Below are 20,965 nucleotides of genomic sequence, written 5' to 3'. Positions count from 1 at the left end.
ACCAGATGATCAAAAGTATGACCGGGTATGGGCGCGGGCAGGCGCAACGGGACAATCTGTCTTTTACGGTGGAAATCAAGGCGGTTAATCACCGTTATGCCGATATGAATATCAAGGCTCCGCGGCTGGTGACACCTTTTGAAACGCACATTAAAAAACAGGTTGGGGCGGTTCTCAAGCGCGGCAAAATTGATATTTATGTAACCCAGAATAACAACGCCCAAGCGACGGTCAAGCCGGTAGTTAACCAGAGCCTGGCAGCGGCCTACCTGGAGGCATTGCAGGCTCTTGGAGATCTTGAAGGGGTTGCCGGCGCTGTTCCTTTGGAATATCTGGCGTCTCTGCCGGATGTCATCAAGCTTGAAGATGTATCAGTCGTGGAAGCGGAGATCCTCTCTTGTCTTGAAGCCGCACTGGCGGATGCTCTTGCTGCTATTGTCAGCATGCGTAGTGCCGAAGGTGCGGCAACCGCTGTCGATATGGTTGAGCGATTGGGACTGCTCAGGGAGATACTTGGCAATATTGAAGCCCAGGCTGCGACGGTTCCGCTGGAGTGGCAACGTAAATTAAACGAGCGCCTGACACGTTTGCAGAACGGTACGGAAATGGATCCGCAGCGGGTAGCGCAGGAAATCGCTGTTTTTGCTGACCGCTGTGATATCAGTGAAGAGCTGGTACGTTTTCGTAGTCATCTTGATCAGTTCAGTGAGTTGATGGATACCCCTGAGCCGGTCGGCAGGCAGCTGGATTTTCTGGTACAGGAACTCAACCGTGAAGCCAATACCATGGGTTCTAAATCGAACGATGCGACTCTGACCCGTTATGTGGTTGGATTGAAGTCGGAACTTGAAAAGATCAGGGAACAGGTGCAGAACATTGAGTAATGGCAGAACTTTGGGTAATGAAGATCAGCGTGAGGGTATTCTGTTTGTCGTGTCGGCGCCGTCAGGTGCTGGAAAAACTTCCCTGTGCCGCGAACTGATTGACACCTTTCCGGAAATAGGGCAGTCTGTCTCGTTTACAACGCGCTCCATGCGTGCCGGTGAGCGGGACGGGGTTGATTATCACTTTGTTGATCACTTGGTCTTTGAACGGATGATCGCAGCGAACCAGTTTGCCGAGTGGGCGCGAGTTCACGGTAACCTCTACGGTACAGCGCTTAACACCCTGGAGCAGGCTACTGAACAGGGGATTGATTTGCTGCTCGATATCGATTACCAAGGCGCAGCACAGTTAAAAAAGAATTGTACACAGGGGGTCTTTATCTTTATTCTCCCCCCTGACTTAAGCGAACTGGAACGGCGACTTCGGTCTCGTGGTACGGATAGTGATGAGGTGATCCGCCGTCGCCACGAAGTGGCACGTGAAGAAATCGCGCAGGCAGTGTGGTATGATTATCTGGTCGTGAACGACGATCTCACCAGCGCTGTTGATAAAATCAAATCGATTGTTACTGCCGAGCGTTGTCGCAGTGTGCGTTCGGGAGAGTTGTTGCAGCAAATCATTAAGTAGGGGCGGGGTTGCCCCGCCCAGCCTCGGGAGAGTTGTTGCAACAGATTGTCGGGTAATTAGGGGCGGGAAAACTCCGCCCAGCGCGCGGAAACCGCGCCCCTACACCAACACAAAAAGCCGATATGTCCAGGTCGGGTCAAAGGCATAAAGAAGACCATCAATTAAGGAGAAAGATATGGCACGCGTCACCGTCGAAGATTGTCTGGAAGTTATTCCCAACCGCTTTTTATTGGCCATGGTGGCCGCCAAGCGCGCGAAGCAGTTGTATAAGGGTGGAGAACCGTTGATTGACAATAAAGCCGCCAACAAGAAGGTGGTTGTTGCTTTGCGTGAAATTGCCGCCAATAAGATAGAGTTTGATATCCCTGTACGCAGAAACTAGCACCACGCTGAGTGTTAAGAAGACGGCAGTTGCCACTTTTTCAAGACGATTCGGCTGGCAGGTTACCATGGTCGGGCGTCTGACCCGGTTCCGATATGCTTACACGAGACGCCGTTTTTTCCCAGTTTTCCAGTTATTACCCTCAGGCCGATCGAATCCTGTTCGATCGGGCCTGTGCCCTGGCTGAACACGCCCACCGTCACCAGAAAACCCCCGATGGTCGCGACTATCTGCAGCATTCCCTTGAAGTCGCCGCTATTCTTACGCGTCTGAAGGTTGATCAGACGACTATTCTGGTCGGCCTTCTTCATGATCTGATCGATACCCCCGATGCCTCCCGCACTGAGATAGAAAAGTTCTTTGGTGCTGAAGTGTTTCAACTGATTGAAGCTGGACACAAGATCAGCAGCATTCCCTATCGTCAAAAAAATCGCGGTCAGGTTGAAAGCTTCCGCAAGATGTTCGTCGCCATGGCGCGGGATCTGCGTGTGGTGCTGGTGTATCTGGCGGATCGACTGAGTGACATGCGTGTTATTCAGGCCTGTGCCCAAACCAGAAAAGAATCCTACTCGCGGGAGACTCTGGAGGTTTACGCACCCCTGGCCAATCGTCTGGGCATTAGCTGGCTTAAAGCAGAACTTGAAGATTTGTCCCTCCAGGTGCTTGAGCCGGAAAAGTACGCAGCCTTGACCCGGCGCATCACAACCCACAAGGAAAAACGGGGCGATTATATTGCCAAGGTTGGTGAGCAGATCCGCAAACTACTGGTTGACAACCAGCTTGAAGGGGATGTGACCGGACGTTTTAAACATTTTTATTCGGTCTATCGCAAAATGGAACGCACCGGAGTTGATCTGGATGAAATCTACGATCTGATTGCTTTTCGGGTGCTGGTCGATTCGGTACGGGAATGTTACGAAGTTCTCGGGCTGATTCATGCGACCTGGAAACCCATATCCGGGCGTTTTAAAGATTATATCGCCATGCCTAAATCCAATATGTACCAGTCGCTGCATACAACGGTCCTCGGTCCTTTCGGCGAGCGGATGGAGGTGCAGATTCGTACTCATCAGATGCATAGTATTGCCGAAGAGGGGGTAGCTGCCCACTGGAAATATAAAGAAGGTGGGCCGGTGCCGGCGGTTGGTCGCGATGACCAGCGTTTCAGTTGGTTGCGCCAGGTGATGGAGTGGCAACAGGATGTCAGTGATCATGCTGCTGAAGAGTCCTCTTTCATCGATCTGTTCCCTGAAGAAGTCTATGTGTTTACCCCGCAGGGTGAGGTAAAGGAGTTGCCTCGTGGATCTTCGCCGGTGGATTTTGCCTACGCTATTCATACCGATGTCGGTTCCCATTGTGTCGGCGCACGTATCAACGGCAAGCTGTCACCACTGAAAACCGAATTGAGAAATGGCGATATTGTTGAGGTGATGACTGCCGGCCACCAGACTCCGCGCAAGGACTGGCTGGCCTTTGTCAAAACCTCCAAAGCGCGTAATAAAATTCGTCAGTGGGTCAAAGCCGAACAGCGCGAAAAAAGTATCCTCATGGGGCGCGAATTGTTGGAAAAAGCGCTGCGCAAGCACCACCTCAGTCTCAAACGTGCCTTGATGTCCGGTCAGCTGGAGCAGGCGGCTTCAGAATTTGGTTATCGCACAACCGATGATCTGTTCGCCTCGGTCGGCTACGGTAAAACCTCTCCCGGGCAGGTTGTCTCCCACATTATTCCGCGGGATGAAAAGGCCGGTGATGCCCAGCGCACTGGTGCTGATGATGGCCAGAATAAGGCCTCAAAACGCCCATCCCAAAGTGCTATTCTGATTGGTGGTATCGACAATGTGATGGTGCGTTTTGCCCATTGCTGTAATCCGCTGCCGGGGGAACCGGTTACCGGTTTTATTACCCGCGGTCGGGGCCTCACGGTCCATTCCATTGACTGTCTGCAGGTTCAGACCAGTGATCCGGAGCGGCGGATTGACGTGGAGTGGGATATGCAGCGCAAAACCCTGCGTCCGGTCAAGATTCGGGTTGTTTGTGAGGATCAGAAAGGCATGCTGGTGGGCATTTCCGGGGCCATCAGTCAGGCTGATGCCAATATTGTCAGTGCCACGGTTCATGCCCGCGGCGACAAGAAAGGCAACAACCTGTTTGTTGTTGATGTTGAAAATCTTGAACACCTGAACCGGGTTATTCGCGAAATCAAGAAGGTTAAGGGGGTTACGCGGGTTGATCGACTCAAAAACTGATGACGTAAAGGGGTGTGTATGAGTAACAAAGTTGTTTCCACCGAGGCAGCACCTGCTGCCATTGGTCCATACTCGCAGGCAATTCAGGCCGGCGATCTGCTATTCTGCTCTGGCCAGATCCCCCTTGATCCCGCCACCGGGGCAATGATTGACGGGGGGATTGAAGAGCAGACGCGGCAGGTCATGAAGAACCTGGGTGAAGTGTTGAAGGCGGCCGGAGCAGGCTACGGCGATCTGGTTAAAACAACTATCTATCTGACGGACCTTAGCTATTTTCCGGTGGTGAACGACATTTATGCCGGCTACCTGGGTGATCGTCCCCCGGCGCGGGCCACGGTTGAAGTGACGGCCTTGCCGAAGGGTGCTTTGGTGGAAATTGACGGCATTGCCGGATTGAGCTGAGACAGCTTCCAGGGATAAAACGATAAAATGTCAGATCAGCTATTAGCTACCAACCGCCCGGTCATCGTTCTGGTTGAACCGCAGGGGGCCGGTAATGTTGGTTCCGTCTGTCGTGCCATGTACAACTATGGGGCAACCGATCTGCGGCTGGTAAACCCCCAGGTCGATCACCTCGGACGTGAAGCCCGTAATATGGCGGTCAAGGCCGCTGAGGTGCTTGAGCGGGCGACGATCTACGCGTCACTGCCGGAGGCCCTGTCTGATTGCTCCTTAAGTATCGGCACTACCCGGCGCTTTGGCCGCTACCGCGAGGGGATGCTCCACCCCGATGAGGCTGCGGATCTGATGCTTAACCTGGAGCCTGAAAGCACCTGTGCTCTGGTCTTTGGGCGTGAAGACAAGGGACTCTTTACTTCGGAGCTTGATCTGTGCCAGCACTTTGTCACGATTCCGACCGACGCTCGGCTGCCTTCAATGAATCTTGCGCAAGCCGTTGTTGTTTGTCTCTATGAAGTTTACAAAAGAGCGGGGGAGCTCGCGGGCCAACCGCACGGACGCAAGAAACTGGCAAACAACCAGCAACTCGAAGCCCTTTACCGGCACATGACGGAATCGCTACTGAATATCGACTATCTTAACCCGCAGAACCCCGATCACATCATGCGCACCTATCGCCGTATTCTCGGCCGCGCCGGTCTCAATGAGCGCGAAGTCAGAATCCTGCGCGGCATGTTCAATCAGATCGATATTGCTACGGGTATTAAGAAGGGAAAAAGAGGCGCAAAAGATTGAATTAAGAATATAGAATTGGGAATATTGGTGTTAATCCTCCTGCCTCCTGTATCCTATCTTCTGCATTCTGCTTTTATCCAGATTTTCCTTGCATTTGGCTCTTTTGCATGGTAAAAGGGCTACGTTTTACGGTGATTTTGTAAAGTGAGCTTCGCGGCTCGCTTTTTTTTATGTCAAAATAGGTGCAAGATGGACCTGATTGGAAAAATTGAAGTTCTGGTGCTGCCGTTGTTTGAGGAAATGAATCTTGAACTGGTGGATATCGAATATCGGCGTGAACCGCAAGGCTGGGTGCTGCGTTTCTTCCTTGACAAGGAAGGGGGAATCACCCTGGACGATTGTGCTGCTGCCAGTCGTCAGATCAGCTCCCTGCTGGATGTGGACGATGTGATCCCGACGACCTACAACCTTGAGGTGTCCTCTCCCGGGTTGGATCGTCCGCTAAAAAAACGTGCTGATTTTGAACGCTTTACCGATCATCTGGTGAAAATTAAAACAATTGATCCGATAGCTGTCGCTGGCACGGATAAGCGTAGAAAAACCATCAGCGGCAGGCTGATCGCGCTGGAGCAGGATGATATCGTGATTGCGTTGCAGGATCGTCAAACTGAGGTGCGCGTTTCACTTTCCAATATTGATGCGGCACATCTGGTGCCTGAATTTTGATGCTTTCGTAAAAAGTATCAGGTTGGGTGGATAGGTAAAGAGCGCCAAATGTAAGGCGCGCCATGGTTGAGCAATGAGTCGTACTTATGTACGTTGAAACAGTGAGACTATGGTGGCAACGCAGCAGTTGGTGAGTTTTTGCGACGCCATCAATTTTAAACGTTTGCCGATGCATTGTGCATCCGCATCACACTTGAAGGGGTATTGTAGGATGGTGGGTAACCTTAATCACATCATCGATCAGGTTGTTAAAGACAAAGGGATCGATCGCGATGTTTTGATCGATGCGCTGGAGTCTGCAGTTTTGTCTGCTGCTAACAAGAAGTTCAGAAACACCCGTGATCTTGAGGCGCACTTCAACCCGGAGATTGGTGAAGTCGAAGTATTTGAATTTGTCACAGTCGTTGATGAGGTTGTCGATTCCTACAAGGAAATTGATATCAGTGAAGCGCGGGAAGTTGACCCGGATGTTGAAATTGGTGACTCTCTCGGAATGATGATGGAAGCCGGTTCGTTCAGCCGGATTGCCGCCCAGACCGCCAAGCAGGTGATTATTCAGAAGGTTCGTGAAGCTGAACGCGAAGGGATTTACAACGAATTCAGTGATCGGGTCGGTGAAGTGGTGAACGGTATTGTCCGTCGCTATGAGCGTGGCGATCTGATTGTCGACCTGGGACGGGCCGAGGCCTTGCTGCCCAGCCGTGAACAGGTTCCGCGGGAAAACTACCGTCAATCTGATCGGGTTCGTGCCTATATTTCTGAAGTTAAATTGTCGGCCAAGGGCCCTCAGATTATTCTGTCGCGTACCCATCCAGGACTGTTGATCTCCCTGTTCACCTCTGAGGTACCGGAAATTGCCGAGGGTATTGTAGAGATCAAGGCCGCCGTGCGTGAGCCCGGCAGTCGAGCCAAAATGGCGGTGCTGTCTCACGATCCTGATGTTGATCCGGTGGGTGCCTGTGTCGGCATGCGTGGTTCCCGGGTTCAGAATGTGGTGACTGAGTTGCGGGGCGAGCGTATCGATATTATTCCCTGGACCCATGATCCGGCACGTTTTGCCTGCGCCGCTCTGGCCCCGGCAGAAGTATCACGCGTTTATATTGACGATGAAGATCAGGCGATGGAAATTATCGTTCCCGACGATCAACTGTCGCTGGCGATCGGCAAAAAGGGACAGAATGTCAGGTTGGCTGCCAAGTTGATCGGCTGGAAAATCGACATTAAAAGTGAGTCACGTGCCCAGGAGGAGGACCAGGATGAAGAACCGGTATCCTCTGAGCGCCAGGCCGCAGAGGATCTGTTTGCACCCAGCAACAAAGAGAAGCCTGCCGCTGTCACGGATGAAGATGATGCGGTAAAGGGTGAGGAAGAGTTGCCTGCGGCTGATTCCGACACGGATGAGGTGTAGCCGGCAGTAATGAGCGTAAGTCAGCCCCAGCGCACCTGTGTCGCCTGCCGCACGGTCGCCGATAAAAAACAGCTCCTGCGATTTGTCCTTGCTCCGGAGGGTCAGGTTGTGGTCGATTATCGGCAGCAATTGCCTGGCCGCGGCCTTTACACCTGCTTTAATCTGCAGTGTCCGGCGCAAGCCGTTAAAAGAAAGAGTTTCCATCGGGGCTTTGGTGCCATCACGCAGCCGCTTGAGTTGTCTGAGCTACATGGCCAATTACGGCGGGCACTTTTTCAGCGCATCAAAGGGTTGATCCTGATGGCGCGCAAGGCGGGGCAGCTGATCGCCGGTAGTAACATGGTGCTGGATACGTTAAAGGGTCCCGCGCCGCCAACGGTTGTGGTCATGACGACAGATATCACCGAAAATATGAAACAGAAAATTGACCGTACCGCAAAACGGCAACAGATTTTTTGCACACAGTTGTTTGACAAGGTATCACTCGGGCAGATGTTGGGTAAACAAGAGCGCAGTGTCGTTGCGATCCAGGATGGTGAGCTGGCAACATTACTCAAGAGTGAATTGAACAGGTATGAACTGGTAAGGGAGAATTGATGGTCAAGGTCAGAGTTTACGAACTTGCAAAAAAATTAGGCATTGAAAACAAAGATCTACTGGCAAAACTCGCTGAGGCCGGTGTCGATGTTGCCTCTCATGCCAGTTCCTTGAGTAATGAGGATATGCATAAATTCGAAAAATTCAACAATCCACCCCAGGAAAAAGTTGAAGAAGAGCGAATTAAACCAGGACTGATCCGGCGCCGGCGTACTGTTGTCGCTCAAGAACCGGAAGAGGTTCCAGCAAAAGAGCCTGAAACTGCGCAAGACTCCTCTGAACAACCTTCTGTCGCAATCACCCCTGCACCAGTTGCAGCATCTGAAGACGTACCCGCACCACCTGCAGGAAGCAAGGATGCGCCAAGCGTGGTTGACGATCCGCCGGTTGCACCTTCTGCCAAAACCGAATCAGCGAGTGCTACGCAAACAGTTCAAAAAACAGTCAGCGCTGCCGAAGTTACGCCACCATCGGAAAAGACAGCAGATGCCGGTGCCGGAGCCGCACAAGATACTTCCGCCGCCGCCAGCCCCCAGCCCGGCATGCAGCCTGAAACGCAGGATGCTACTGAAGACCGTGCCAAGATTCTTGGGCACGTTGAGTTGCCACGCAAAGCTCCAGCGGGCCAGCGTCGTCCCGTGCAGCAGGCACGTCCGGCACGTCCGGCGCGACCTGGCGCACCTGCTCGCCCCGGTGCGCCGGCACGTCCGGGCACCGCGACACGCCCTGGCGCTCCAGCACCAGCTAAAGCACGGACACGGGCCGATCTGTCAACACCGTTGCCGATAGAACAACCGCTGCCGGAAAAAGAAGGCAGGAACACCAAGAAACGCAAAAAAGGCCGCCGTAATGATGGCGAGTTTGAGCAAAATGAAGGTCAGGTTTCGCGTCGTGGTCGTCGGGTCGAGGTGTTTGAGCCGGGTCGCGCCGGTCAAAAGAAAAGACGCGGTGGCAAAGGTTCAAAAACCACCAAGCATACCGAAGTTACCATCAGTAAAGCGATCAAACGGATTATCAAGATCAGTGATTCGATTACCGTTGGTGAACTGGCCAAACGGATGGGCGTCAAGGCAAAAGAACTGATTGCGGAATTGATGCGGCAGGGTTCGATGGTGACGATCAACCATCCCCTTGACTATGAGTCAGCGGCGATTCTGGCTTCAGAGTTCAACTATGAGGTCGAAAATATAGCTTTTGATGAAGAAACCATACTTGATGTTGCACTGCCGAAGGAAAAAGAGAGCAGCAGCGCAGAACTTGTGACCCGTCCTCCGGTGGTTACCATTATGGGTCACGTCGATCATGGCAAGACCAGCCTGCTGGATGCTATCCGTGAAGCCAATGTCACCGAAGGGGAGGCCGGTGGGATTACCCAGCATATCGGTGCCTACGATGTCAACCTCGACGGACGTAAGATCACGTTCCTTGATACCCCCGGCCACGAAGCTTTTACCGCAATGCGTGCCCGTGGAGCTGGTGTCACCGATATCGTTATCCTGGTTGTGGCTGCCGATGATGGTGTTATGCCGCAAACCAAAGAGGCGATCAATCATGCCAAGGCCGCCGGCGTACCGATCATCATCGCGGTGAACAAGATTGACAAGCCCGAAGCGAATCCGGAAAGAATCAAACAGGATCTGACCGAATTTGAGCTTGTTCCTGAAGAATGGGGCGGTGAGACCATCTTTGTTGAGGTTTCAGCAAAGATGAAATTGAATCTTGAGTCGCTGCTGGAAATGGTCCTGCTTCAGGCTGAAGTTCTTGAACTTCAGGCCAGTCCCGGCAAGCGTGCCAAAGGCTCCATTGTTGAAGCACGTCTTGACAAGGGCCGCGGTCCGGTTGCAACGGTACTGGTTCAGGATGGCACCCTCAAAGTTGGCGATTCTATTATTGCCGGTTTACACTATGGTCGGGTCCGTTCGATGACGGCTGCCAATGGTAGCCCGGTGAAAGAAGCCGGACCCTCGTTTCCGGTCGAAGTCACTGGTCTGGGCGGGGTCCCCGATGCCGGCGATACTTTCCATGCGGTAGAATCGGAAAAATCTGCCAAGGAGGTCTCCCAGCATCGTCAATCGAAACAACGCGAACTTGACCTTGCCAAGAGCAGCAAGGCCTCTCTTGAGCAGTTGTTTGCCCGGATGCAGGAAGGTGCCATCGAGGAATTGGCAGTTATCATTAAAGCTGACGTTCAAGGCTCGGTGGAAGCGGTACGCGATGCGCTTGAAAAGCTTGCTACCGACAACTGTCGTCTTAATGTTATCCATACCGGTGTCGGCGGCATTTCTGAAAGTGATATCACCTTGGCGACAGCGTCTAACGCTATAGTTCTCGGCTTCAACGTCCGGCCGGAAACCAAAGCCAGAACCCTGGCCGACAACGAAAAGGTTGATATTCGTCTGTACAGTGTCATTTACGATGCGGTGAATGACGTGCGTGATGCGATGGAAGGTCTGCTGGCGCCAACCCTCAAGGAAAGACATCTTGGCCGGGCTGAAGTACGTGACACCTTCCATGTCTCACGGGTCGGCACCATTGCCGGAAGTTACATTATTGACGGCAAGATTGTTCGCAACTCCAGGGTGCGCCTGATCCGTGACCATGTTGTGGTCTGGGAAGGCAAGCTCAGTTCCTTAAAGCGCTTCAAGGATGACGTCAAAGAGGTCCTGACCGGCTATGAATGTGGAATTGGTCTGGAAAATTACAACGATGTAAAAACGGGTGATGTGATCGAAGCCTTTGACATTGAAGAGGTAAAAACGTCACTGTAGCAACCAGGGGCAGATATGATAGTTGGTACCGCGCGCTTTGATCTGCGTCTGCATGGTGTGCAGTCGTTAAAGCAGAAACGCTCGGTGATTCAGCGTTTGCTTCATCAGCTGCGCACATCTTGTCCGGTTTCAGTAGCTGAGGTCGGTCATAACGACCTGCTGCAACGCTCGCTTATCGGTGCCTGCATCGTTTCAACCAGTGAAGAATTGATTGACTCGGTGCTTCGCCGGCTTGAAACAAAGATTGAGACCTCCGGATCGGTTGAAATGATCGATTCGGAAACAGAACTTATCCACTATGGAGAACTATTACATTGAGTAGTTTTCGCCCTGAGCGCGTAGGCGAGCAGATTCTCAAAGAAACAAGCTTACTGCTGCTTGAACGTATCAAAGATCCGCGCGTTGCCGCAGTGACCCTGACCGGGGTCAAGGTCTCCCGCGATATCAGTCTGGCCAGAATCTATTTCACCTTGGCCGATCCTGATGAACGCAAGGAAGCTGAGACCGGCCTGAAAAGCGCCGCTCCTTTTATCCGTCGCGAACTGAGTCAGATCATGAGGCTGCGCTTTATGCCGGAAATCAGGTTTCAGTTTGATGAATCCGTCAGTAAGGGTCAGCGGATTGACGAACTTCTTCGTCAGGTACAGGGTGATTTGCATGATTCTGAATGATATTATTCGCAGCATACGGACATCACAGCGCTTTTTGATTGCTTCCCATGAAAGTCCGGATGGTGATGCCATCGGTTCAACCCTGGCCCTGACCCTGGCTTTGAAAAAAATGGGAAAGGACGTTGTTGCGTTCAATGTTGATGGGGTTCCGGCCCATCTGTCCTTTCTTCCCGAAAGCCAATCAGTTACCACCTGTCTTGCCCCTGATGAGAGCTTCGATGTCGGTTTTCTGCTGGATGCCGGTGAGCTCAAGCGGGCCGGTATTCCTCTGCAGCAGCATTGTGATCTGCTGATTAATATCGACCATCATCCCCATTCTGATTTTGGTGATATCTGTTATCTTGACACGGAAGCCAGTGCTACCGCGGTATTGATTTATCGTCTGCTTGATGCCGGTCATTTGCCCCTCGATATTGATGTCGCCAAGGCGCTGTATGTAGGTGTGCTTGATGATACCGGTTCCTTTCGCTACTCCAGCGCTAACCGGGAAGCGTTTGAACTGGCCGGGATCCTGGTGGAGTGCGGTGTTGATCCATGGCAAATTGCCAGCAGTCTCTATGAAAGTTTCCCCGGTACCCGCATGCGCCTGCTGGGATTGGTGCTGAACACCCTGGATATCTCAGCCTGTGGTCGTTACGCGTCGGTCTCTTTAAAACAGGAGTTTCTTGTCCAATCAGGAGCGACCTCAGAGGAATCTGATGGTTTTGTGAATTATGCCCGTGCGGTTAAAGGTGTTGAGATCGCTTTGTTTATCAAAGAACAGGCTGATGGAATCTATCAGGTCAGCTTTCGCTCACGGGGGAATATTGATGTTGGTACCCTGGCGCGCCAATTGGGTGGCGGTGGCCATCACAACGCCGCCGGCGCACGTATTCCTGCCGAATCACTTGACGTCGCGCGCAGCGAACTCTATCGTCATCTTGATCTGTTGCTGAATTGATTTTTTTGTGCACGGAATCCTCCTTATTGACAAACCAAAAGGGCTGACTTCTTACGATGTTGTTCGCCAGGTAAAGCGGATTTTCTCTACCCGCAAGGTCGGTCACGCCGGCACCCTTGACCCGATGGCTACCGGCGTCCTGATTGTTGCGGTTGGGGATGCGACAAAGATATTGCAGTTTCTGTTGGTTGACGATAAAAGTTATCGCGCTATCCTGAAACTTGGTGAAACTACCGACACCTATGATGCTCAGGGGCGGGAACTGATCAAAAAGCCGGTGCCACCTCTTACCATTGACTCTATCGATCGTTTCTGCTCGGCTTTTCGCGGCCCAATTGAACAGCAACCCCCGATGTATTCTGCTCTTAAACGGGATGGAGTGCCCCTCTACAAGCTGGCTCGTCAAGGGCTGGAGGTTGAGCGGGAAAATCGTTCAATCACCATTGAACGCCTGACCGTTGTTGCTGTTGCTTCCCCTTTTGTTACTATCGAGGTCGACTGTTCAAAGGGAACCTATATTCGTTCATTGGCACATGACCTGGGGACCGCTATTGGGTGTGGCGCTCATCTGACGGAATTGTGTCGGTTGCGTAGCGGCCGCTTCACTATCGATCAGTGTCGCCGCCTTGATGATCTCAAACAATTGGATCGCCCGGCTGATGCTCTGTTAAGTTACAGTGACGCCCTGGCAGATTTTCCTGCCGTTGAACTGGATGAGCCTGCGCTTGTGTCTCTGACTTTCGGCATACCCCCGCAGGAAGCGCAGTGCCGGCTGCAGCAGCCACTGACCGATGGGGAGCGGGTACGCCTGCTAGATCAGGAACACCGGCTCGTTGCTGTGGCTGATTATCAACCGCTGCGTCCCACCGAAAAACGTGGTGATTTCCGTTTGATACGGGTTTTTTAAGGACCAGTTTGTCGGAGATTAATCTTTACATTGGCAACTTAACTATGGTAAATCTTCAAGGTCTTAGGGATGTTTTTAATAGCCACGCCACTGGCTTAATTGATGCTTTCGCAAGAAAGCCATTTAAGTGATGGCAAAGTAAAAACCGGCAATTGCAGCAACATCGCAGTTGGCGCTTTTTTGCGGTGCCATCTTAATTGAACAACAATATAAAGGAGACAGCAGTGCTCGGCACAGAACGTAAAAAGGAAATTATTAATCAGTACAAACGCCATGAAGGTGACACCGGTTCACCTGAGGTGCAGGTAGCTCTGCTGACAGAGCGGATCACTTACCTGACCGACCATTTCAAAACCCACAAAAAGGATCACCACTCCCGTCGTGGTCTGCTTAAAATGGTTGGCCAGCGCCGCCGTCTGCTCAGCTACCTGGTCGCTCAGGATGTTGAACGCTATCGGGCCCTGATCAAGTCCCTCGGCTTGCGTCGTTAAAAAGAAGCGGCATGCCTGATCTCAGGTATGCCGCTTCAGTCTGTTTTTTGTCGTGGAGGTTGTCCGGAGAGAGTATCCGACCTTTATTCGGTTGCTGTCTCAGGCCATCCTCCTTTTCGTATAACCACATAAGGTACCGTCCGGCTGCTGCCGGTCGGTGCTAACAAGGAGTTGTTTTATGGCTTATCATAAAGTAGAAGTAACCTTCAATGGTCAACCTCTGACGATTGAAACAGGAAAAATGGCACGTCAGGCACATGGCGCAGTCATTGTCACCTATGGCGAGACCAAGGTGCTCTGTACCGTGGTGTCAGGTCACAGTATCCGCCCCGGTCAGGACTTTTTCCCACTGACCGTCAACTATTCAGAGAAATTCTACGCCAGTGGACGGATTCCAGGATCTTTCTTCCGGCGTGAGCGTGGCTCCAGCGAACGCGAAACCCTGATCTGTCGTTTGATCGATCGCCCCATGCGCCCGCTGTTTCCTAAAGGCTATCTCTACGAAACCCAGATTATGCCTACGGTTATTTCAGCCGATCTGATTAACGATCCGGATACTCTGGCAATGGTGGCGGCATCGGCCGCCGTAGAGGTCTCTGATATTCCTTTTGCCGGCCCGATTGCGGCTGTGCGGGTTGGTCGGGTAGAAGGTCAATTTGTTGCCAATCCGACCCTTGAGCAGATGCTTGTCAGTGATGTCGAACTGGTTGTGGCTGGTTCCCGTGATGCGGTGATGATGGTGGAAGGGGAGTCAAAATTCCTCTCAGAGCAGGAAGTGCTCGACGCTATTTTCTTTGGTCACAATGCCTTACAACCTTTAATTGATCTGCAACTGGAGCTTGCCAAACTGGTAGGTCAGAAAAAACGTGAATTTGTTGTCGCAGAAAAAGACCCGGTGTTGATCGACAAGGTAAAAAGTTTGGCTGAGCCACGTATTGTTGAAGCGGTTGCCATTCGCAGCAAGCAGGAACGCTATGCTGCCCTTGGTGTAATTCGCACTGAGATTAAAGAGCAACTGGCCGGTGAATTTGAAGGGCGTGAAGAAGAAATTTCCGCTGCTCTTGGTTCCCTGGAAAAAACCGTTGTACGCCGCAGTGTTACTAAAGACCGGGTACGTATCGATGGTCGCGGGATGGAAGATATTCGCCCGATCAGCTGTGAAGTTGGTGTTTTGCCGCGTGCCCATGGCAGTGCTCTGTTTACCCGCGGTGAAACTCAGGCTCTGGTTGCCGCTACCCTGGGCACCTCATCTGATGAGCAGCGCATGGATAACGTCCAGGGGATGGAATTCAAGAAATTCATGTTGCATTACAACTTCCCCCCCTTCTGTGTAGGTGAAACCAGCATGCGCCTGTTCCCCGGCCGGCGTGAAATCGGTCACGGAATGCTTGCTGAACGCAGTACTGCCCAGATTTTGCCTGAATATGAAAAATTCCCTTACACCATGAGGATCGTTTCCGAGGTTCTCGAATCAAACGGTTCATCGTCCATGGCATCGGTTTGTGGTGCCTCCATGGCCCTGATGGATGCCGGCGTGCCGGTTTCAGAGCCGATCGCCGGGATCGCCATGGGACTGATTAAGGAGGGCGATGACATTGCGGTCCTGTCGGACATCCTCGGTGATGAAGATCATCTTGGTGACATGGATTTCAAAGTGACCGGGTCGGCCCGTGGCATTACCGCCCTGCAGATGGATATCAAGATTTCCGGTGTGACCAAAGAAATTATGCAGCAGGCGCTTGAGCAGGCTAAAGCCGGTCGTATCCATATTTTGGGAGAAATGGCCAAGGCCATATCGGCACCGCGCACGGAGCTGTCCAAATATGCGCCACAAATCACCAGTATCCGCGTCAAGCAGGATCAGGTACGTACGGTTATCGGTTCGGGTGGTAAAAATATTCGTGGCATTATTGAAGTGACTGGTTGTTCCATCGATATCCAGGATGATGGTACCATCAACATTGCTTCAGCTGATGGAGCGGCAGCCAAGATGGCAATCAAGATGATTCGTGATCTGACCCAGGAAGCTGAAGTCGACAAGCTCTATATGGGGACGGTCAAAAAGATCATGGAATTTGGTGCTTTTGTTGAAATTTTCCCAGGTACCGACGGCCTGATTCATGTATCAGAACTCGCCAATGAGCGTGTTCGCAATGTAACCGATGTAATCAAAGAAGGAGATCAGGTTCTGGTTAAATGTATCGGTGTCGATCGTCAGGGCAAGATCAAGTTGTCCCGCAAAGCGGCCCTTGGAGCCGACATGCCTGAAGAGGGCTAATCTGCGTCCGCAGTAGCAATATAACATCAGCATCGATGGCCGCAGAAGAATTGACTTTTTTTGCGGCCATCGTTTATTTGAGGGTGCCATCTGTGAAAAACCCGGTGATTGAAATTAAAAGGATAAAACCTTCGGCCCAGTTGCCACGCTATATGACGCACCTGTCAGCAGGTATGGATATCTGTGCCGAACCTGATGAGCCGATCTTGCTGGCGCCGGGTGAACGCTGCCTGATCTCAACCGGTATTGCTGTAGCGATACCGGTTGGCTTTGAAATTCAGGTGCGTCCGCGTTCGGGCCTGGCAATCAACCATGGCATTGCCTTGGTCAACAGCCCGGGAACCATTGATGCCGATTATCGAGGGGAAATTAAAATCATTGTGATCAATCATGGCCGTGATGTATTTGAAATAAAACCCGGGGATCGTATCGCGCAACTGGTTGTGGCCCCAGTGGTTCAGGCGCAACTGCTCGAAGTCTCAAATCTGGATTCGACCGAGCGTGGGTCTGGAGGGTTTGGTCACACAGGCACAACGGATCGGAATAACTGATGAGTGGTCCATCTGGTCCCGAAGATTTGATGGAGTTCCCTTGTCATTATCAGTTTAAGGCGATCGGTGAGGGTGGTGAGGTTTTTTGTCGCGCTGTGGTTGAGGCCATCAGGGTTCACGCGCCGGTAACGACGGAAGCTGTACGGAGCCAGTCAAGCCGTCATGGCACCTACCAATCGGTCTCTGTTGTGTTGACTGTTTACAGCCCCAACCAATTAACTGCTATCTACTCAGAGTTAAAGACGATTGCTGGATTGAAAATGTTGTTATGAGCCTAAGGAGTGAAACATGTATTTGTCTATTAATCCGGAAAATCCGCAGGCACGGTTAATTGATCAAGTTGTTACCTGCCTGAAGCAGGGCGGGGTTATCGTCTATCCGACCGATACCACCTATGGTATCGGCTGTGACATATTTAATCGCAGGGCGGTCAAAAAGATTTTTCAGATAAAACAGCGCGACAGCCGCAAGCCTTTTTCCTTTATCTGTAAGGATCTGGCGGAAATTTCCAACTATGCCCAGGTCAGCAATTTTGCCTTTAAAATCATGAAGCGCCATCTTCCCGGTCCCTATACCTTTGTGCTTGAAGCCTCCAAGATTGTTCCTGATTCATTGAGTACCAAGCAGAAAACCGTCGGCGTTAGAATTCCCGATAATGCCATCTGTCATGCCATTGTTAATGCACTGGGGCAGCCGCTGGTGACAACCAGCGCCAATGTTACCGGAGAAACAACACCTGCCGATCCCTACGAAATCAACAACAGTATGGGGCGATTGGTCGATATGGTGGTTGATGGAGGAATCCTGATGGATGAGGCTTCAACGGTAATCAGCCTGCTTGACGACAAGATCGAGGTTCTGCGCCAAGGGTGTGGTGACACCTCCTGGATTGAGTAGCGCTCACAGTAAAAATCAGGATATGAAAAAAATGTAATTATTCACGGACCCTGCGCAGAACAGATACAAAATAAAAAAACCCGGCCACTCTCGTGATCGGGTTTTTTTGTCTGTTGGTGCCGAAGGCGAGACTCGAACTCGCACGACCAGTTGGTCACCACCCCCTCAAGATGGCGTGTCTACCAGTTCCACCACTTCGGCAAGCGCAGGTTTTATACTGAATTGCTTCTTTTGTTGTCAACCAAAAACTTGCAATGCATTGTTCTATTGCTGGGGTGTCGCATTTGTTGTCGGTTGGATCGGGGCACTTGATGCCGGGGCTGTCACTGTTCCGGGCATGATGGTTTTAGAAGCTGACGAACCATAATAATATGCCAGGGAAAGACTTGTGAGCATAAAAATTACTGCAACGGTAGCGGTTATTTTCGTCATGACATTGCCACCGGATGACCCGAACATGGTTTGACTGCTGCCGGCTCCAAAAGATGCGCCAGCTTGTGCCCCTTTGCCCATCTGCAGCAAAACAATAACAACCAGAGCAATAGAAACCAGAATGTGTATGCCAATCAAAATACTGATCATGAAAAGAATTCCTCCATTGAATCCACGCAACCGCAGAAAACTATCATAAACATCATCATTGATGCAAACCTTTGTTTCAAGTATCTTCCGTTTTTTTCATTCTTTTTACAACCTCATACCAGAAGAGGTAAGGATTGTCTCATATAGGGGTTGACAAGCCTTGTTGGCAGTGATAGAACCCTATTCTATTTTCACTGGAGTCGCCTGTCATGGTTAAACAGCTTATCGGTCGCAAACTTAAATCATCACGTCTAAAAAGAGACAAAACAATTCAAGAACTTGCCAACCTTTCGCGAGTTTCTTCAAACATGATTTCACGGATTGAACGTGGTTTGACAACGCCTTCAGTAGAAATCCTGATGAAACTAGCCGACGCCCTCGGGATGAGCTTGAGTTACTTTGTCGAAGAGGCGGAAAAGGGCAGTGGGGTCGTTTTTACCCCAGCCGGACGGGGTGAGCCGGTTTTTTTCTTTGAAGACAAACATCAGATCAGCAGTTTAATGCAAGGATTACGCGATCCCGGTTTTTCAGTGTTTATTGATATGCTGGAACCTTTTTGTGATAGTGGCGAAGGAGGAATGATTCATACCGGAGAGGAGTTTGCGATGGTTCTTGAGGGCTCGTTGGAGTTTTTTATCGATGGCAACATGTATGTGCTTAACGAAGGTGATTCGATTGCTTTTAAAGCCTCTATACCCCATCGCTGGAAAAACAACAGTTCGCATCATTCCAGGGTGCTGTGGGTTGTTTCACCGCCTCCCAATGTATGAATAATAAAATGGAACGGATTATATGCAGATAAAAAAAATTGTCGGGAAGAAACTCAAAGAAATTCGCTTAAAGCAAAACATGACGATCCAGATGCTGGCAGAAAAATCACAGGTTTCATCCAATATGATTTCGCGGATCGAACGTGGCTTGACCACCCCCTCGGTTGAAATTCTCATGCGTCTGGCAACCGTTTTCGATAAAAGTATCAATTATTTTGTGGAAGATGTCAGTACGTCCCACGAAGTTGTTTTTACCCGACCAGGTGATCGTGATAAGACCGTCTATGATGATGAATACAACATGCACACGGAATCCTTCACCTCGAGGTTGCGTGATCCGCAGTTTATGTCGTTTTACTGTACCGTAAAAAAGGGGGGACAAAGCGGTGTCAAAAACATGTATCACCCTGGTGACGAGTTGATTTATATCCTGGAGGGGCAACTCAGAATGACCATTGTTGATGAGGAATTTATCCTTACGCGTGGTGACAGCCTGTGTTTTAAGTCCCATTTGCCCCATCGCTGGGAAAATTGTGGCGATGCTGACGCCAAGGTTATCTGGACCTTATCCCCCTTTACCATAATTTGAATGATGGTTGAGAAGCGCCGCAACTTGGTGTATAGTTTAATAAAATTTTCAATAAATCCGCCCATTCATCGATGCCATGATTCTTTAAGGGGGGTCAATGAACAAATCAGAACTGGTTGAGGCTTTATCGCAGAAAAAGAATCTTACCTATAAAAAGGCTGAGCAAATCGTCAATCTTATTTTCGATTCAATGTCCCAGTCCCTGGTCGATCGAGATCGCATCGAAATCAGGGGTTTTGGTAGCTTCATGGTGAAGGATTATAAATCCTATCTGGGGCGCAATCCAAAAACTGGAGAAATCATCAAGGTTGAAGAAAAAAAGCTGCCCTTTTTTAAGGCCGGTAAAGGATTGCGAGAACGAGTAGATCGTTAGTCGATCGAGTCGCCATATCCTTGCGCATTGACCTTCAATATTGGGCCCAATCACGGTTGTGATCGGGCCCTGTTGTTTTTGTAAGTCTTTTTTATTTCAAGGAGTTATTTTCTTATGTTGCATCACTACCAGGGTGTTATCCCGCGCCTTCACGATACGGTTTTTCGGGTTGGCTCAAGCGAAATTATTGGCGACGTTGAAATTGGCGAATACTCCAGTCTTTGGTACCACGTTGTGGTGCGCGGAGATGTTCATCATATTCGGATCGGTGAGCGCACCAACGTGCAGGACGGAACCGTCATTCATGTAACCAATAAAACCCATCCGACGATCATAGGTAATGATGTAACCATCGGCCACAATGTGACCCTGCACGGATGCACTATCGGTAATCGTTGTCTGATCGGCATGGGAGCGATTGTCATGGATGGGGTTGTTATTGAAGACGATGCCATGATTGCTGCCGGTGCTCTGGTAACCCCCGGCACACGTGTTCCTTCCGGCACCCTTTATGCCGGTTCGCCGGCGCGCTATAAAAGGCAATTGACGGACAAAGAAGTGGCTTTTTTACTTCAATCGGCGAACAACTACCTTGAATATGTAAAGACCTACGAAAGCTAAAATTAGACAAAAACCAATTAACTTTAAGTGGCAGGATCCCTGTGAACAATGTGAATTTAGATACATTAAAGGACAGTCCGCTCTTTCATGGCCTCGCTGAGAAAGAAATTGAGTTTTTCGGCACAGCTCTGGGGCAACAGCAGATGTCTGCCGGCAAGACCATTTATATCGAGAATATGACCGGAGAATCCCTCTATCTGATTAAAAGAGGGTCGGTTCGTATTTCCCAGATGCTGGCGGAAGGGGACGAACAGACCCTTGTTGTTCTTGGTCCGGGTGATACCTTCGGCGAGCTGGCGGTCATTGATGGCGGGCCGCGTGCAGCGACGGCACGCGTGATCGAGGATGTGAACCTTTTTTCTCTGTCCCGTAACAACTACAATCAGATCTGCGCCAATAATCCGCGCCTTGGCATGCAGTTAACACTAAATATTTTCAGGTCGTTTAGTGAACGCTTGCGGCGCTCCAAGCTGGATTATCGCAACATGCTGATTGCTGGTATGAATAGAAAAAAAAGTTGAT

25 protein-coding genes and 1 tRNA gene are annotated in these 20,965 nt (G+C 50.8%); 24 read left to right on the top strand and 2 right to left on the bottom strand.

Annotated features, from left to right (window positions below; all coding sequences use genetic code 11):
• Positions 1-5: 5 nt before the first annotated feature.
• The 19 genes from ICT70_RS01345 (at position 6) to ICT70_RS01255 (ending at position 17,508) form a co-directional block, all read left to right on the top strand.
• Positions 6-884, top strand: a complete 879-nt coding sequence (locus ICT70_RS01345) for a YicC/YloC family endoribonuclease (RefSeq protein WP_191153579.1) — start codon at positions 6-8, stop codon at positions 882-884.
• On the top strand, positions 877-1,512 hold the full coding sequence (gene gmk / locus ICT70_RS01340) for a guanylate kinase (protein ID WP_224746724.1): 636 nt from the start codon (positions 877-879) through the stop codon (positions 1,510-1,512). Before ICT70_RS01345 ends, gmk begins: the two co-directional genes overlap by 8 nt.
• A 175-nt stretch (positions 1,513-1,687) precedes the next feature.
• Positions 1,688-1,894 carry a DNA-directed RNA polymerase subunit omega gene (rpoZ, locus tag ICT70_RS01335; RefSeq protein WP_191153578.1) on the top strand — a complete coding sequence of 69 codons (207 nt, stop codon included), beginning with the start codon at positions 1,688-1,690 and terminating at the stop codon, positions 1,892-1,894.
• Between the two features lie 95 nt (positions 1,895-1,989).
• A complete protein-coding gene (locus ICT70_RS01330) occupies positions 1,990-4,140 on the top strand; it encodes a RelA/SpoT family protein (RefSeq protein ID WP_191153577.1) in 2,151 nt (716 codons plus the stop codon).
• Between the two features lie 18 nt (positions 4,141-4,158).
• Positions 4,159-4,542, top strand: coding sequence for a RidA family protein (locus tag ICT70_RS01325; protein ID WP_191153576.1), 384 nt, complete (start codon positions 4,159-4,161; stop codon positions 4,540-4,542).
• 27 nt (positions 4,543-4,569) lie between these two features.
• Entirely contained in the window at positions 4,570-5,334 is a 765-nt protein-coding gene (locus ICT70_RS01320) for an RNA methyltransferase (protein WP_191153575.1), read from the top strand.
• A 189-nt stretch (positions 5,335-5,523) separates the two neighbouring features.
• Positions 5,524-6,000, top strand: coding sequence for a ribosome maturation factor RimP (gene rimP, locus ICT70_RS15060; RefSeq protein WP_191153574.1), 477 nt, complete (start codon positions 5,524-5,526; stop codon positions 5,998-6,000).
• 211 nt (positions 6,001-6,211) lie between these two features.
• The gene (gene nusA / locus ICT70_RS01310) at positions 6,212-7,408 is read left to right on the top strand and encodes a transcription termination factor NusA (RefSeq protein WP_191153573.1); all 1,197 of its coding nucleotides are present in this window, start codon (positions 6,212-6,214) and stop codon (positions 7,406-7,408) included.
• Between the two features lie 9 nt (positions 7,409-7,417).
• A complete protein-coding gene (locus tag ICT70_RS01305) occupies positions 7,418-8,005 on the top strand; it encodes a DUF448 domain-containing protein (protein WP_191153572.1) in 588 nt (195 codons plus the stop codon).
• Positions 8,005-10,773 carry a translation initiation factor IF-2 gene (gene infB / locus ICT70_RS01300; protein WP_191153571.1) on the top strand — a complete coding sequence of 923 codons (2,769 nt, stop codon included), beginning with the start codon at positions 8,005-8,007 and terminating at the stop codon, positions 10,771-10,773. The genes ICT70_RS01305 and infB overlap by 1 nt, the downstream gene beginning before the upstream one ends.
• 15 nt (positions 10,774-10,788) lie before the next feature.
• Positions 10,789-11,091: a DUF503 domain-containing protein gene (locus tag ICT70_RS01295; protein WP_191153570.1), complete on the top strand. Its 303-nt coding sequence runs from the start codon at positions 10,789-10,791 to the stop codon at positions 11,089-11,091.
• Positions 11,088-11,444 (top strand): 30S ribosome-binding factor RbfA, encoded by a 357-nt coding sequence (rbfA, locus tag ICT70_RS01290; RefSeq protein ID WP_191153569.1) that lies wholly within the window; start codon positions 11,088-11,090, stop codon positions 11,442-11,444. Before ICT70_RS01295 ends, rbfA begins: the two co-directional genes overlap by 4 nt.
• A complete protein-coding gene (locus ICT70_RS01285) occupies positions 11,431-12,384 on the top strand; it encodes a DHH family phosphoesterase (RefSeq protein ID WP_224746723.1) in 954 nt (317 codons plus the stop codon). The genes rbfA and ICT70_RS01285 overlap by 14 nt, the downstream gene beginning before the upstream one ends.
• Positions 12,385-12,391: 7 nt before the next feature.
• Positions 12,392-13,291: a tRNA pseudouridine(55) synthase TruB gene (gene truB, locus ICT70_RS01280; RefSeq protein WP_191153568.1), complete on the top strand. Its 900-nt coding sequence runs from the start codon at positions 12,392-12,394 to the stop codon at positions 13,289-13,291.
• Positions 13,292-13,515: 224 nt separating this feature from the next.
• Positions 13,516-13,782, top strand: coding sequence for a 30S ribosomal protein S15 (rpsO, locus tag ICT70_RS01275; RefSeq protein WP_191153567.1), 267 nt, complete (start codon positions 13,516-13,518; stop codon positions 13,780-13,782).
• Positions 13,783-13,960: 178 nt separating this feature from the next.
• Positions 13,961-16,060 carry a polyribonucleotide nucleotidyltransferase gene (gene pnp / locus ICT70_RS01270; RefSeq protein WP_191153566.1) on the top strand — a complete coding sequence of 700 codons (2,100 nt, stop codon included), beginning with the start codon at positions 13,961-13,963 and terminating at the stop codon, positions 16,058-16,060.
• A 92-nt stretch (positions 16,061-16,152) separates the two neighbouring features.
• Positions 16,153-16,611 (top strand): dUTP diphosphatase, encoded by a 459-nt coding sequence (gene dut, locus ICT70_RS01265; protein WP_191153565.1) that lies wholly within the window; start codon positions 16,153-16,155, stop codon positions 16,609-16,611.
• Complete coding sequence (locus tag ICT70_RS01260; protein ID WP_191153564.1) at positions 16,611-16,883, top strand: HP0495 family protein; 273 nt, start codon at positions 16,611-16,613, stop codon at positions 16,881-16,883. Before dut ends, ICT70_RS01260 begins: the two co-directional genes overlap by 1 nt.
• Before the next feature lie 16 nt (positions 16,884-16,899).
• Complete coding sequence (locus tag ICT70_RS01255; RefSeq protein WP_191153563.1) at positions 16,900-17,508, top strand: L-threonylcarbamoyladenylate synthase; 609 nt, start codon at positions 16,900-16,902, stop codon at positions 17,506-17,508.
• Positions 17,509-17,622: 114 nt separating this feature from the next.
• On the opposite strand, the gene ICT70_RS01250 is transcribed toward ICT70_RS01255, so the two are convergent.
• Positions 17,623-17,709 (bottom strand) — tRNA-Leu (locus tag ICT70_RS01250).
• Positions 17,710-17,772: 63 nt separating this feature from the next.
• A complete protein-coding gene (secG, locus tag ICT70_RS01245; protein WP_191153562.1) occupies positions 17,773-18,090 on the bottom strand; it encodes a preprotein translocase subunit SecG in 318 nt (105 codons plus the stop codon).
• Between the two features lie 209 nt (positions 18,091-18,299).
• On the opposite strand from secG, the gene ICT70_RS01240 reads away from it, so the two are divergent.
• The 5 genes from ICT70_RS01240 to ICT70_RS01220 all read left to right on the top strand — a co-directional run bounded on the left by ICT70_RS01240 (position 18,300) and on the right by ICT70_RS01220 (position 20,964).
• Positions 18,300-18,860: a helix-turn-helix domain-containing protein gene (locus tag ICT70_RS01240; protein ID WP_191153561.1), complete on the top strand. Its 561-nt coding sequence runs from the start codon at positions 18,300-18,302 to the stop codon at positions 18,858-18,860.
• 22 nt (positions 18,861-18,882) lie between these two features.
• Positions 18,883-19,449 (top strand): helix-turn-helix domain-containing protein, encoded by a 567-nt coding sequence (locus ICT70_RS01235; protein WP_191153560.1) that lies wholly within the window; start codon positions 18,883-18,885, stop codon positions 19,447-19,449.
• Positions 19,450-19,546: 97 nt separating this feature from the next.
• Positions 19,547-19,822 (top strand): HU family DNA-binding protein, encoded by a 276-nt coding sequence (locus tag ICT70_RS01230; protein ID WP_191153559.1) that lies wholly within the window; start codon positions 19,547-19,549, stop codon positions 19,820-19,822.
• 114 nt (positions 19,823-19,936) lie between these two features.
• Positions 19,937-20,443 (top strand): gamma carbonic anhydrase family protein, encoded by a 507-nt coding sequence (locus ICT70_RS01225; protein WP_191153558.1) that lies wholly within the window; start codon positions 19,937-19,939, stop codon positions 20,441-20,443.
• A 50-nt stretch (positions 20,444-20,493) separates the two neighbouring features.
• The gene (locus ICT70_RS01220; RefSeq protein ID WP_191153557.1) at positions 20,494-20,964 is read left to right on the top strand and encodes a cyclic nucleotide-binding domain-containing protein; all 471 of its coding nucleotides are present in this window, start codon (positions 20,494-20,496) and stop codon (positions 20,962-20,964) included.
• Position 20,965 lies beyond the last annotated feature (1 nt).

Origin of the sequence: Pelovirga terrestris (assembly GCF_014773365.1) — a bacterium.
Taxonomy (GTDB): Bacteria; Desulfobacterota; Desulfuromonadia; order Desulfuromonadales; family Geopsychrobacteraceae; genus Pelovirga; species Pelovirga terrestris.
The sequence above is the reverse complement of the archived record's forward strand: the minus strand, read 5'-3'. Positions and strand labels throughout refer to the sequence as shown.